Source organism: Desulfonauticus autotrophicus (genome assembly GCF_055381725.1).
Genome location: NZ_AP042395.1, coordinates 1,451,799 through 1,464,622 on the forward strand (window position 1 = coordinate 1,451,799; position 12,824 = coordinate 1,464,622).

Annotated in this window: 16 protein-coding genes and 1 pseudogene; 6 read left to right on the forward strand and 11 right to left on the reverse strand. The window is 43.0% G+C overall.

What is annotated here, in order from left to right; genetic code table 11:
- Nucleotides 1–106: 106 nt before the first annotated feature.
- From ACZ42F_RS08300 to ACZ42F_RS08315, 4 genes are all read right to left on the reverse strand, one after another.
- Entirely contained in the window at nt 107–304 is a 198-nt protein-coding gene (locus ACZ42F_RS08300; protein ID WP_464278624.1) for a ferredoxin, read from the reverse strand.
- Between the two features lie 19 nt (nt 305–323).
- Nucleotides 324–1,028 carry a 4Fe-4S binding protein gene (locus ACZ42F_RS08305; RefSeq protein ID WP_464278625.1) on the reverse strand — a complete coding sequence of 235 codons (705 nt, stop codon included), beginning with the start codon at nt 1,026–1,028 and terminating at the stop codon, nt 324–326.
- The gene (locus ACZ42F_RS08310; RefSeq protein ID WP_464278626.1) at nt 974–1,507 is read right to left on the reverse strand and encodes a hypothetical protein; all 534 of its coding nucleotides are present in this window, start codon (nt 1,505–1,507) and stop codon (nt 974–976) included. The genes ACZ42F_RS08305 and ACZ42F_RS08310 overlap by 55 nt, the downstream gene beginning before the upstream one ends.
- A 66-nt stretch (nt 1,508–1,573) precedes the next feature.
- On the reverse strand, nt 1,574–2,200 hold the full coding sequence (locus ACZ42F_RS08315; RefSeq protein WP_464278627.1) for a 4Fe-4S binding protein: 627 nt from the start codon (nt 2,198–2,200) through the stop codon (nt 1,574–1,576).
- Between the two features lie 193 nt (nt 2,201–2,393).
- Between ACZ42F_RS08315 and ACZ42F_RS08320 the strand changes: the two genes are divergently transcribed.
- Together ACZ42F_RS08320 and ACZ42F_RS08325 are read left to right on the forward strand one after the other, a co-directional pair.
- Nucleotides 2,394–2,930 carry a cytochrome c3 family protein gene (locus ACZ42F_RS08320; protein ID WP_464278628.1) on the forward strand — a complete coding sequence of 179 codons (537 nt, stop codon included), beginning with the start codon at nt 2,394–2,396 and terminating at the stop codon, nt 2,928–2,930.
- 29 nt (nt 2,931–2,959) lie between these two features.
- Nucleotides 2,960–4,351: a multiheme c-type cytochrome gene (locus ACZ42F_RS08325; RefSeq protein WP_464278629.1), complete on the forward strand. Its 1,392-nt coding sequence runs from the start codon at nt 2,960–2,962 to the stop codon at nt 4,349–4,351.
- A 29-nt stretch (nt 4,352–4,380) separates the two neighbouring features.
- Here ACZ42F_RS08325 and lipA read toward each other — a convergent pair whose 3' ends face one another.
- Both lipA and lipB read right to left on the reverse strand, forming a co-directional pair.
- Entirely contained in the window at nt 4,381–5,238 is an 858-nt protein-coding gene (lipA, locus tag ACZ42F_RS08330) for a lipoyl synthase (protein WP_464278630.1), read from the reverse strand.
- A pseudogene (gene lipB, locus ACZ42F_RS08335) lies at nt 5,213–5,829 on the reverse strand (lipoyl(octanoyl) transferase LipB). Before lipB ends, lipA begins: the two are co-directional and overlap by 26 nt.
- Before the next feature lie 68 nt (nt 5,830–5,897).
- Between lipB and ACZ42F_RS08340 the strand changes: the two are divergent.
- The 4 genes from ACZ42F_RS08340 to ACZ42F_RS08355 are packed head-to-tail and all read left to right on the forward strand — an operon-like array spanning nt 5,898 to nt 9,757.
- Complete coding sequence (locus tag ACZ42F_RS08340; RefSeq protein ID WP_464278631.1) at nt 5,898–6,251, forward strand: ADP-ribosylglycohydrolase family protein; 354 nt, start codon at nt 5,898–5,900, stop codon at nt 6,249–6,251.
- Nucleotides 6,146–6,790 carry an ADP-ribosylglycohydrolase family protein gene (locus ACZ42F_RS08345; protein ID WP_464278632.1) on the forward strand — a complete coding sequence of 215 codons (645 nt, stop codon included), beginning with the start codon at nt 6,146–6,148 and terminating at the stop codon, nt 6,788–6,790. Before ACZ42F_RS08340 ends, ACZ42F_RS08345 begins: the two co-directional genes overlap by 106 nt.
- Before the next feature lie 24 nt (nt 6,791–6,814).
- Nucleotides 6,815–8,557, forward strand: coding sequence for an aldehyde ferredoxin oxidoreductase family protein (locus ACZ42F_RS08350; RefSeq protein WP_464278633.1), 1,743 nt, complete (start codon nt 6,815–6,817; stop codon nt 8,555–8,557).
- A 36-nt stretch (nt 8,558–8,593) separates the two neighbouring features.
- Nucleotides 8,594–9,757, forward strand: coding sequence for a pyridoxal phosphate-dependent aminotransferase (locus ACZ42F_RS08355; RefSeq protein WP_464278634.1), 1,164 nt, complete (start codon nt 8,594–8,596; stop codon nt 9,755–9,757).
- Here the strand turns inward: ACZ42F_RS08355 and ACZ42F_RS08360 are convergent.
- The 5 genes from ACZ42F_RS08360 to yedE are packed head-to-tail and all read right to left on the reverse strand — an operon-like array spanning nt 9,754 to nt 12,662.
- A complete protein-coding gene (locus ACZ42F_RS08360) occupies nt 9,754–9,969 on the reverse strand; it encodes a hypothetical protein (RefSeq protein ID WP_464278635.1) in 216 nt (71 codons plus the stop codon). The two genes, ACZ42F_RS08355 and ACZ42F_RS08360, sit on opposite strands and share 4 nt — an antisense overlap.
- Nucleotides 9,962–10,819, reverse strand: a complete 858-nt coding sequence (locus ACZ42F_RS08365) for an NAD(P)H-hydrate dehydratase (protein WP_464278636.1) — start codon at nt 10,817–10,819, stop codon at nt 9,962–9,964. Before ACZ42F_RS08365 ends, ACZ42F_RS08360 begins: the two co-directional genes overlap by 8 nt.
- Nucleotides 10,807–11,361, reverse strand: coding sequence for a putative Se/S carrier protein (locus tag ACZ42F_RS08370; RefSeq protein ID WP_464278637.1), 555 nt, complete (start codon nt 11,359–11,361; stop codon nt 10,807–10,809). The genes ACZ42F_RS08365 and ACZ42F_RS08370 overlap by 13 nt, the downstream gene beginning before the upstream one ends.
- Nucleotides 11,358–11,558 carry a sulfurtransferase TusA family protein gene (locus ACZ42F_RS08375; protein WP_464278638.1) on the reverse strand — a complete coding sequence of 67 codons (201 nt, stop codon included), beginning with the start codon at nt 11,556–11,558 and terminating at the stop codon, nt 11,358–11,360. The genes ACZ42F_RS08370 and ACZ42F_RS08375 overlap by 4 nt, the downstream gene beginning before the upstream one ends.
- Before the next feature lie 12 nt (nt 11,559–11,570).
- Entirely contained in the window at nt 11,571–12,662 is a 1,092-nt protein-coding gene (gene yedE, locus ACZ42F_RS08380) for a YedE family putative selenium transporter (RefSeq protein ID WP_464278639.1), read from the reverse strand.
- Nucleotides 12,663–12,824 lie beyond the last annotated feature (162 nt).

Here is a 12,824-nt window from a genome sequence, read left to right on the forward strand (position 1 = left end):
CAAAAGGGCCAGGCTTTGAGCCTGGCCCTTTTTATTTTTTTCAACTCTAAAATAAAAAAGCCCTCTTTGCCAAGAGGGCCTTTTAAACAAAAAAACAAACTCAAAACTAATCTTCGGTCATGCTAATACACTGAGCAGGGCAGGATTCAATGGCCTCTTCTATTTCTTCTTTGCTGGCGCCATCAGGATTAATCACATAGGCTTTGTTTTCGCTTTCATTATAGGCAAAAACTCCAGGACAAAGCTCTACACAGGTTTCACACCCAATGCATTCATCCTGGTCTAAAATAACTTCTCTACCCATAACAAACCTCCTTTTTAGTTTAAATTCTAGCTAATCCCAAAAATAGGGTATGTAAAGAGACCAGAATGAAAATATATCCCTTGTACAACCCCTTTTTGGGTTTAGAACCAAAAGTAAGCTCCACTGCCCTGTGAGGGCAAAGGGCAAAACAGGCCAAACAATTGGTACAATAGTGATTAATTTTAAACTTATCTTCCCATTTCTCAATGGCCTGATAAAGGCATTTAGCCTGGCAAATACCACATCCTGTACACTTTTCTAAGTTTATCCTCAATCTTAAGGGATTAACTTTACCTAAAAACACACTAACCAGCCCCAGAGGGCAAAAGCCAAGACAATGGGTCATTTTCCCCTTTTGATAGGACCAGAAAACAATAAAAAACAAACTAACCAGGCCAAAAATACTTACCAGAAAAAACAACACCTGCCCTTCTAAAACTCCATAGCGTCCCATTAAGGCCAAAAGCACCACCAGAGCCAGATTAATCCAGGCTCCTTTCCTACTAAGGGGGGCTTTAGATTTTCGCTTTTGTAAATTGGCTCCCCAATTATCCAGCCCTCCCACATAACAGAGATGGCTACACCAGGCAGGACCTACCAGCAAAAGAGTGCTCAAAAACAAACCCAGCATGAAAAATCCTCCCCCACGGTAAAGAGGGCCACCAATAATCAGGGCAGGAATGGGAAAATGCAACTTACCTGTAAGCAAAAAACGACCATCCACCCAGAGCCCCAGTCCCAATTGGAAAAAAAGACCAGGGAAAAAAGAGCCCAGATTTTGGGCCTGAGCCTGTACTGTTCTTTAGGCCTTAAAAACCTTTCTCCCACATAAACTCCGTATAAAGCCAGTAAAAAAGCCTGAAAAATCCCCAGCTTAAAAACAAAACGGTCAAAGAGAAGTAAAGGAAAAGAAGATTTTAATCTTAAAAAATTAAGTAAACCAAAGACAACCAAAAAGATAAAAAGTAAAAAAAATCTATCCTTTACTTTTTCAAAATTTTTCCAGCTAAAAACTAAAGCCAAAAAGGTAAATAAAACCACCAGAAACATAATAAACACCAGTCTAAACCAGGGCATATGGGCCTGTATTCTAAAGGATACCAGAGTATAACTCACTTCTATCCAGGTAAAAAATAAAAAAATAAGTGCCAGGGGCAGTATAATTTTACTTAATCTTAGATTAAAGATAGTTAAAATCAGCAAGAAAAAAAGATTAAAACAAAATTGAGCTCTCCCATTCTAAAAAAATGGGCCATGCCCAAAAGCAAGCTAAAGAGAATTGTTCCCTTGTTTAGAAAACCCATCTCTTATCTCCTGAGGAGAATAAATAGTAAAAAGTTCCTTGCCCTGCTTTACCGCACTCCTTTCCAAGAGTTTAAGCACAAAGGCCAAAAAAGAAACCATCTTTTCTAAAGAAAGCCTATCCACTTCCTTAGCCAGCCTGGCATGTCTTCCCAATCGCCCTCCCAATAGCACCCTTACCTGTGTTTCTCCTCTGCTAAGAGCTTCTTGTTCACAGGTCAAAGCACACTCTCCACACCCCAGGCAATTTGAAGTAAGTTCTAAGCCTGGCTCAAGTAAAATAGCCTGCTCCTTGCAGGCCTGCAAACAAAGACCACACTTCACACACCTATCTACCTGCACCTTTATTTCTGCCCTGCCAATAAACCCCACATCCTTGATTTGAGAACGGGCACAGGCATTGGGGCAGGCAGAAAAGCCTATTTTAAATAAATGATGTTTTTTAAGGTCCTTTTCCTGTCCCCAGGAAGAAGTTCTGGCTATATTTTTTATCCTTGCAAGTAGGTTAGGACCATCTAAGACTAAAGCCTGGGGGCACTTTCCCTCTACTCCTCTACAAAATTCCAGTTCAAAACCACCTATTCTTTCCTGCATCTATTACCTCGTCAAAAGTAAACAATAAAAACCAGTTTTAACCTTCTTCTAATTTCATTTTTCTCTACAACTTAATTTCTAATATTTGAAACCACTTTGACTTAAGTCAAATTTTTTCTCCCTAAAAGTAAAAAAAATTGACTTTTTTCTTTGTATAAGTATATATTTGACTCCAAATAGGAGAGGAGGAGTTATGAAAGTCCTGTTAAAGATTTTTATGGTCTTAGGTATAGCTATTTTTATTGGCTTTCCACTCTTTAGTATGACCTATTACACCATGGTCAGAACCTCAACTCCTGGTTTTTGCTCTTCCTGTCATGAAATCAGGTTTGCCTACAACACCTGGAAAAGTTCTTCCCATGCCTTTAATTCCAAAGGAATTGTGGCTGATTGTATGGACTGCCACCTACCTGCGCCTCAGGACACCTGGAATTTTTTCTATGCCAAAACCACTCACGGTATCAAAGACATCCTGGTTCACCTTTCTTATGATGACCCGCTTCAAGAGTACGACCACGAAGAAAATCGCCAGAAAGCCTATGCTTCTATCAAAAACGACCAATGTCAAAAATGCCACCGCAACATTCTCTATTTAAGCAACAAAAGAGGAGCCATGCTTGCCCATCGCTCTGTGCTTTATCCCAGACCTGGTTATGAAAAAAAATGTACTGACTGCCATCAAAACCTGGTACACAAGGCCAAAGGTTTTTACCAATTGGGACAAATGTAAATAATTTTTTATAAACCAAAGGAGGTCTTATGAGGGGGAAATTTAAATGGGTTCTTTTACTACTGTTGCTCAGTATAGGCCTGTTTACAGGCAACATACTGGCCAAAAACTTTAGTAAAAGCAAAGAATTCAGGTTAGAAAGAAGTCTCTCCAAACAGGGACAAGCCTGTATTGAGTGCCACAAGGTAGAAACTCCTGGGATTTTTGTGGATTGGGCCAATTCCAGACACGCCCATGCCAATATTTCCTGTATTGATTGCCACCAGGCCGATGCCACAGACCCGGATGTAAACAAGGCCCACTTTAAGCAATACGAAAGAAGCGACAACAAGTGGGGAACCTCTGAATACCGTGTACCCATTGCCACGGTAGTTACTCCCAAAGATTGCTCTCGCTGTCATCCTGATGAAGTAAAGCAATACTCCAGAAGTAAACATGCCAATACAGTAGAAATTATGTGGAAGCTGGACCCCTGGCTCAATCAGGGAATGAACACTGACTGGGAAAGGACTGCAGGCTGTTTTTACTGCCATGGCACAGTGCTTAAGCTGGACAAAGAAGGAAAATTAGACCCTAAAACCTGGCCCAATGTGGGCGTGGGAAGGGTAAATTTAGACGGCAGCTTGGGCAGTTGTACCAGTTGTCACACCAGGCACAGATTTTCTGTGATGGATGCCAGAAAGCCAGAGGCCTGTGGACAGTGCCATTTAGGTCCTGACCATCCCCAAATTGAAATTTATACTGAATCCAAGCATGGCGACATTTACCAGGCCTTTAAAGAAGAATACAATTTTGAAGCTGCTCCTGGCACCTGGACTCCTGGAGTGGATTTTAGAGGTCCCACCTGTGCTTCCTGTCATATGTCTGGAGCAGGCACAGTGCTTACCACCCACGATGTTACTGAGCGTTTGTCCTGGGAGACACAAGCGCCTTTAACTGTAAGACCAGAAAATTTTAAACCCTTCCCGGCCCAGACCAACTGGAAAGTAGAACGCGACAAAATGAAAGAAATCTGTAAACAATGCCATGCTCAAAGCTGGGTAGATGCTCATTATGTAAAACTGGATGAAGTGGTCAAAGAATATAACGAAATTTACTTTAAGCCAGCCAAAGAAATGTTGGATAAACTTTACGCCAAGGGCTTATTGGACAAGAGCAGGTTCTTTGATGAAAAATTAGAAGTGGAATTTTATGAACTCTGGCACCACGAAGGTAGAAGGGCCAGAATGGGAGCAGCCATGATGGCTCCAGATTACACCTGGTGGCATGGTTTTTATGAATGCAAACATCGTTTTAACCAGTTTATGGCTGAAGCCAAACATCTCCTTGAAACTGGCCAAAAGGCAGAAAAATACGAAAACTTCCCGGGCACTGGTGGAAGCACAGTAAGGCCAGTGCAAATCTTTGGACCTAAAAAATAACTTAAATAAGGGGTAGCTTAAGCTACCCCTTATTTATTTAACACCTCTGCGTTATAACTACTGCGCACCAATGGACCAGCAAAGACCTTTAGCCCCAAACTTTCTCCCTTTTCCTGGTAATATTTAAACTTTTCTAAAGAGACATATTCCTGCACAGGAAAGTGTTTTTTGCTGGGCTGTAAGTATTGACCCAAGGTAACCCAATCACAGTTTACGGCCTTTAAGTCTTCTAAGACCTGCAGGACTTCCCTTTCCTCTTCTCCCAGACCAAGCATAAGCCCACTTTTGGTGATTACTTCTCCCTGGGCCAGTTCTTTGCTCCACTTTAAAACCTGTAAGCTTCGTTTATAATCAGCCTGGGGACGCACCTTAGGATAAAGGGAAGGTACTGTTTCTAGATTGTGGTTGAGCACATAGGGCTTAGCTGCCAGAACCAGGCTAAGGGCTTCTTTACTGCCCTGAAAATCCGGAATCAAAACCTCCACCTTTAATTCTGGATTTTCCTTGAGCAAGTTAATCACTCTGGCAAAGTGTAAAGCCCCTCCATCTAAAAGGTCGTCTCTGGTCACAGAAGTAATAACCACATACTTTAAACCCAGCCTTTTAACTGCCTCGGCAATTCTTTCTGGCTCTTTGGCATCTACAGGCTCAGGATCTTTATGCTCTATATTACAAAAGGTACAACTGCGCGTACAATACTTGCCCAAAATCAAAAAAGTAGCTGTGTGCTTGCAAAAACATTCAAAGATATTGGGGCACCTGGCGCTCTGGCAAACAGTATTTAAGTTTAAATCCCTTAAAAGTTTTCTCGTCTGGCCAAAATCCTTTTGAGTAGGTAGTTTTATCCTCAGCCACCGGGGCTTAGGCAAATACTTTTTTAAAGCCATTTAACAAATCCTCTTTTACCTGTTTTAGAGAAGGTTTATACTTGCTTTCCAGATAAATAGAAGTCATTTGCCTGCCTAATCCGCAAGGGTTAATGTATCTAAAGACGCTTAAATCCTCTGTTACATTTAAGGCCAGGCCATGATAGGAAACCCATTTTTTTACGCCAATACCAATGGAGGCAATCTTTTTTCCCCCACAAAAACTCCACTAAGGCCTTGAATACGCCTGGCTTTAATTTCATAAGTCAACAGGGTTTGCAAAATTACTTCTTCCAAATCCCAGAAAAACCTCTTTATTCCCCCTGGCCTTTTACTCAACCTAAAAATGGGATAGGCAACCACCTGGCCAGGAAAATGGCAGGTAATATTACCTCCTCTGGAGCTTTTAACCAGCTTGATTCCCTTTTCCTCCAGGATGTTTGGAGGCAAAAGTAAATTTTCCTCTCCTCCATGACGGCCCAGGGTAATCACGGGCAAATGCTCCAGAAGTAAAAGCACCTCTTCTTTGCCTGCCAGCACCTCCTGATGGTAATCCAGTTGCAAACTCAAGGCCTGTTCATAATCAATAAGTCCCAGATCCAGTACTCGCATTTTTACCCCTTTTTATTTTGACTTTCTTTAAATTTTTTCTTTAAAATACTTCAAAAAGGAGTTTCCCCATGTCTCAAATCAAAGAAGCTATCACCTTATCCTTTCTGGCTGACTCCCTGGCCCTAGGTGGTCATTGGATTTATGACCAGGAAGTGTTAAAAAAACATTCCTGGGAGCATCTACAAGCTCCTCTAATCAAAGACTTTCACCCGCACAAACAAGCAGGCGAGCTTACCCACTACGGAGACCAAACCCTTGTCCTGCTTCAAAGCTTGGCCGAGAAAAAAGAATTTGACCTCCAGGACTTTGCCCTGAAATGGCAAAATCTTTTCTCGACTACTCAGATTATATTGATCATGCAACCAGAATTAGCCTGGACAATTTCAAGCTGGGCTGGGGGCCAGAGGATAGTGGCTCCATGATGAACGACTTAGCTGGTGCAGCCAGAATTTTTCCTCTTTTTCTCCTTTATGCCAGGGAGTTAGAAGTGCTAGAAGAAACTGCGCAAGCCCAGACAGCCATGACCCACAAACATGAACAGGTAGTGGAAGCAAGCTCCTTTCTGAGCAGGGTGGGTTTTGCCCTGCTTCAAAATCCAGACCTGGAAAAGGCCCTGGAATTTGGCCTGGAAAAAGAGTTTACTTACCTGCCAGCAAAAAAGTGGCTGGAAAAGGCCAGGGCACACTTAGATCTGCCAGCAGACCAGGCCCTTTTAAAACTGGGGCAAACCTGTCACATTGATGAAGCCTTTCCTGCTACTCTCTATTTACTCCTGAAATTCTTTACCACTCCTAAGCAAGGACTTATAGCCAATGTCTTAGGTGGAGGAGATTCTGCAGCCAGAGGCCTTATCCTTGGCTTTTTCTTTGGTTTAACCTCCAAGGGTAAGGAACTCCTTTCGCTTTGGCTGCCAGAGTTTAAACTGGCTGCTACGCTCAAATCCCTTTTGGACCAATTTTAAGGGGCAATCTTCAGGAGACAAAAAATGTACGGAGTATATAAAAAAATCCTTCGCATTAACTTAAGTGAACAAACTTACTTCTTTGAACCTTTAGACCCAGAAATTTTAAGTCAATATCCAGGGGGTAAAGCCCTGGGCACTTACCTGTTAGCCCAGCAGGTCAAAAGTAAAATAAACCCCTTATCTCCAGAAAATCCCCTTATCTTTACCACTGGCCCCTGTAGCCAGAGTGTTATTTGGGGCAGCAGTAGATATGCTGTTTTTGGTATTTCTCCCCAAACTGGCTTTTATGCTGAATCCTATGCAGGAGGAAAAGCCCCTGAAGCCATGGACAGAGTGGGAGTAGATGCCCTTATTTTAGAAGGGCAAAGTGCAGAGCCAGTGGTCTTAAAAATAGAAGAAAATAGCTGCACCTTTTATCCAGCCCAGGACCTCTGGGGCAAGGATACCTATACTACAGAAGATGAAGTCTTAAGGCGATATGGCAATCCCAAACTAAGGCCCGGTGCCCTAGTCATTGGCCCAGCAGGGGAAAATCAGGTCAGTTTTGCTCTCATTGAAAACAACTATTGGCGCTCAGCAGGGCGCTGTGGGCTGGGAGCGGTCCTGGGGGCCAAAAAGGTAAAAGCCCTTGTTTTTCAAGGACAAAGCAAAAGGACTATAGCCAGGGAACAAGAACTAAAAAATTTTGCTTTTGAATTCCTCAACAACTACCGTAATCATCCTGTAAGCAAAAATTACCTAAATTATGGCACCACCCAGATGGTCTCCATCTTAAACCAGGTAGGTGCCTTTCCTGCTCGTTATTGGCAACAGGGGACTTGTAGCCACTGGGAGCAGATAAACGGAGAAGCCTTAAGAAAACTTTTACAGGTAACTCCTCATGCCTGCCCCAGGTGTTTTCTGGCCTGCGGCAAAATTTCCACTGTGCCCCAGGGCAGGTATAAAGGACTTACAGTAGAAGGACCAGAATATGAGACCATCTTTGCCTTTGGTGGCCTTTGCCTGGTCAAAAGCCTGCCTGAAATCATGTATTTAAACGACCTTTGCGACCAACTGGGGCTGGACACCATTTCCGCAGGCAACCTCTGTGCCTTTACCATTGAGGCTGTACGCCAAAAGAAGGTAAAATTTGACCTAGATTACGGCCAGACAGAAAAGATTGCTGAGCTTATTAAACTCATTGCCTTTAAGCAGGATATAGGAGAAGTTCTGGCCCAGGGCATAAAAAAGGCTGCCCAAAAATGGGATATGGAAGATTATGCCGTACATGTAAAAGGTCTGGAACCCGCAGGCTATGACCCCAGATACTTTAAAGGCATGGCTCTATCCTATGCCATTTCTGATAGAGGAGCCTGTCATTTAAGGACTACCTTTTACAAGCCAGAACTGGCAGGCGTTATTGACCCGGCCACGGTCAAAGACAAGGCCAGACTGGTCATTGACTATGAAGACCGCTTAAATGTCTTTGATAGCCTTATCCTGTGCCGTTTTTACCGGGATTTTTATCCCTACTCGGAACTGGCGAAAATACTTACTTTTATCACTGGAGATACCTGGGAAGAGCAAAGGGTGAAAAATTTAGGAGCCCAGGTTGCCCATCTGGCGAGAAAAGTTAACCTTTCCCAGGGTCTAACTTCGCAAGACGATTCCCTGCCCAAACTCTTTTTTAAGCTTCCTCTGGAAAATCAAGGTCCTTTAAGTGAGGAAGAGTTTGACTATCTAAAACAAGAATACTACCAGCTACGCGGTTGGCCTCTTGCTTAAACCTATCTTTAATTCCACTTTTTATTAGGAGATGCTATGTTAGCCAAGTGTGTTGACAATCTAAAATCCTTTATCGTTATGGACATCCTGGAGATGGCTTCTAAATTGGAACAACAGGGAGAGCACATCGTCCACTTAGAAATAGGAGAGCCAGATTTTCCCCTTCCCAGTGCAGTGAAAAAAGCCATTGAAAAAGGGTTAAAGGAAAATCACACCCATTACACGCACAGCCAGGGGATTCTGGAATTAAGAGAGGCCATTTGTGCCTATTATCAACAAAAATATCAAGTCCAACTAAACCCGGACCAAATCTTTGTCACCCAGGGCACTTCTCCAGCCTTGCTTTTGGCCCTGGCCCTCATCCTAAACCCCCAGGAAGAAGTGATTTTAACTGACCCCTGCTATGCCTGTTATCCCAATTTTATCCACCTAAGGCAGGGCATTCCCCGTTATCTGCCCATCTTTGAAGAAGAAGACTATCAGCTAGATATCTCTCGCCTAAAAAAGATGTTGACCCCTAAAACCAAGGCCCTTTTACTCAATTCTCCAGCCAACCCAACCGGAAAACTCCTTTCTGCTCAAAACCTAAAAGAACTAGCTGAGCTTAGCCAGGAGAGAAATTTGCTGCTCATTTCTGATGAAATCTATCACGGACTGGTCTATACTGGAAAAGAACATTCTCTTCTGGAGTTTACTCCCAGGGCCTTTATCTTAAACGGATTTTCCAAACTTTTTGCCATGACTGGCTTAAGGCTTGGCTATCTCATTGTACCTGAAGATTTTATCCTGCCCTTACGCAAAATGGCTCAAAACTTTTTTATTTGTGCCAATTCCCTGGCCCAGTTAGCTGGAATTGCTGCTTTAAAGGAAGCCTGGCCAGAGGTTAAGCAAATGGTTGCCACCTTTGCCCAGAGAAGGACCCATCTTTTACAGGGGCTGCAAGAACTTGGCTTTGAAATCCCAAGTCCGCCTGAAGGGGCCTTTTATGTCTTTGTTAAGGCCAAACATTTAACCAAGCACTTTGAAAACAGTTCCCTGAACCTGGCTAAGGACATTTTACTTAAAGCCAGAGTAGGAGTTACCCCGGGCATTGATTTTGGGGCTAGAGGAGAAGGTTTTTTGCGGTTTTCCTATGCCACTTCTTTAGAAAACATCACTCTGGGACTGGAAAGGCTGAAAAAATACCTGCAGAAATTTTAATTAGAGGAATTTATTGAACCTATTAGTTGCTCTAAAGATGCCAAAATTTCTTGTTCAGAAAGGGAATATTTCTTTAGAACCTCTTTTAACGGGGTAAAAAGTTCCTTGCACAGGATACAAACCCCTAGGGTTTCCCCTAACTGACGGAAATACTTTTCAGTTTGAGGATACTTGCTTATCCAGTCCAGAAGGTTTTCCTCTACATTAAGCATTCTTGACCTCTTTTAACGCTTCTGGAATTTTTTGAATTATGGTTTCAATTTGGGTGGCTGGAGAAGGATTAGTCTTTGCTCCAGCTACTCTATTTACCTTAGCAGCTAACTCCATAGCTCCAGGAACATCAAAACCTGCATAAATCAAAGCACTGACCAAACCAGTAAGGGTATCACCTGTTCCTCCAATGGCTTCCAGTGCTTCCACACAAGGAGCATCTATTTTGGACCTGATAACGCCTCTCTCTACCACTAAATCCTCTCTACCCTTGACCAGCATAAAAGTACTGGCATTGTTATGAGCATAACTCCTCTTAAGCAAGGTCTCCCTTTCTTCTTCTTGATGCAAAATAAACCCTCTGGTATAAAAGGGATGTGGAGCCTTTTCATCTGCTAAAAAGGCCAGCTCTCCCAAATCTGGCGTAAAAAGGTCATACTTGCCAGCCAAGCCACTCATTTTGGCTGCATACATATGCCCGGCATCTGCAATTAAAAAAGGCTTGGTAGGTAATTCTTCTATGGCCCAGAAAAGCTTGTACTGCCAATCCACATCCGGCAATAGGTAATGAAAAGTAATAACTCTTGGAGCTAGCTTAGCCAGTTCTTTTTGCAAAAAGGAATAAACCCTGTGGGTACCTTCACCTCGACCTATATCCCCAGCCAGGCACAAGTAAGGAGCCTCCAATCCCAGTTCTTTACAGACCAGAAGAGCAGTAGCAGCCAGCGCAGTGGTCCCTCTATTAATTTCCAGCTTAAAATCCTTTAAAAAAATACTTGTTCCTCTTAACTCATAAAGTCCGGTTAATAGGGGACAATTAAGAGAAGGATAAGTGCCAACTAAAACAAGCATCTTTTTTGTATCTCCTCAAAGGCCAGACCCAGGGCATAGCCACATAAAGTATGACCACACTCTCTGGGATTGGGAGCTTCTTTCAGGGTTTTGCCAATTAACAAACTGGCTAAATAGGGCACATCCGGGCAACCTCCACCTGACACATTGACAATGCGCCCACTTTTCTTTTCCACGCTAATTTTCATGTTGGCCGCGCGGACCATAAAATAATCCCCAAAATCAACGACCTTAAACAGATCCACAGGTTGTAAAAGCTCCTCTTCTGCATCCAAAACCAGAAAATCCAGAGGCTCTATTTGCTTTTTTAAAAGCAAATTTTTACACCCCAAACTTTCCACTACCAATACTTCTAAGGCCAAATCACACCCTTTGCGTACAGCAGGAGGCGGGCCTACCACCTTAAACTTGTAGCCCGCCTCTTTTAAGACCTTTTCGGCTGCAATAACCTCACTGGTATTGGCAAAAAGAAAAAGCCCTTTGTCCTGTTTTGGAGTTTTTTTAGAGCTGGAAAAAAGATTAAAAAATTTTAACCACTTCACTTTTCTAAAACCAAACTATCTTCATTTTCTTCTTTTACCTGCCAGCCTTTACTGGTAGCAGCTCTGGTCACATTTTCCCTGGCAGTTTCAGTATCTACTAAAACTTTTATCTGCCCCCTGTCCATGGTTTTTATCTTTTCCAGAACCAGTAAAACAGGCTGGGGACAAGAAAGTCCTCTGGTATCAACTACTTCCATCCTATGCCTCCTTTAGGACTTTTTGCTCTGGGCAAAACCCACCCACAGACAAAAAATAAACCCAACAATCACACCTGCCATACCGTGCACCCCAATGCCTTTGGGAGAGCTGGCCAGCCCAAAGTTATGGGCAAAGGCTGCGCCAATAATCATTCCCAAGACAAAAATACCAGCATCCCCATCACCTTCTCCTGCCAAAAATAACTGCCTGCCAGGACAACCTCCAGCCAGGGCAAAGGCCAAACCAGCTAGAGCCATGCCTGCAAAGTTCCAGAAGTGTTGGTCGTGAGCAATGGGTTGGTGAGCAAAACCAGGATGAAACTGCCCTAAAAGCAGGTTCATGCCAAAGGCTACCACTACTAAAGCTACTACTCCCCAGAAAAGATGTTTCTGGCCAAAAAGAAGTAAATCTCTAAAAGCCCCCATGGTGCAAAAACGACTTCTCTGGGCCAAAAAACCAATCACCAGGGCCACACCCAAAGAAGCCAGCAAAGGCGCATACATGGCCCCAGGTCCTTTTACAGAATAAAAAAGCACGTCATTTTTAGGAGCGCCTTCCAGGGGTGGATAAATAAAACGCAAAACAAGTAATCCCAGGATAAACAAGGGAAAAATATATCCAGCTAGAGCAGAACTGGAAGTGGACCTTCCCAAACTATAGCCGCGTTTAAAAAATAGGGTCCCTAACCAGATGCCAAAGATTAAGCCCAACAAGCCCACAATGGCATTACCATCACCACCTGCCAGACGAAGCAAGGCCCTCCAGGGGCAACCCAAAAAAACCAAAGCGCCAATCATGGCAAAAATGCCTAGAAAAAACCTGATTACTGGAGCTGAGCCTCCTCTGGGCTTAAACTCCTTAAAGGCCAAGGCAGCTAAAAAAGAGCCCAGCACAAAACCCAAAATCTCTGGCCTTAAATACTGCACCACTGCTGCCCGATGTAATCCCAGGGCTCCAGCAATATCCCTTTCCATACAGGCCACACAAATCCCCATATTGGGGGGATTACCCCACTTCTGGAGCAAAGGAGCAAAAAGGCCAATAAAAGCACCTACAGCAATAATCCCCCAGGAAGAAGCAAAAAAATTCTTCCATTTCCCCATATAAGACCTCCTTTTCTAATTTACTAACTTCAGCTTATCTTGGAGAAGCCAAAAAAAAGTCAAATAGTTTAAATCAATTGAAAACCATAATCAAAATAAAAAAAATCAATATAGCTTTTCTATTGTTCTCATTTTTAAAAGTGGTCCTATTCTTGCTAAAGA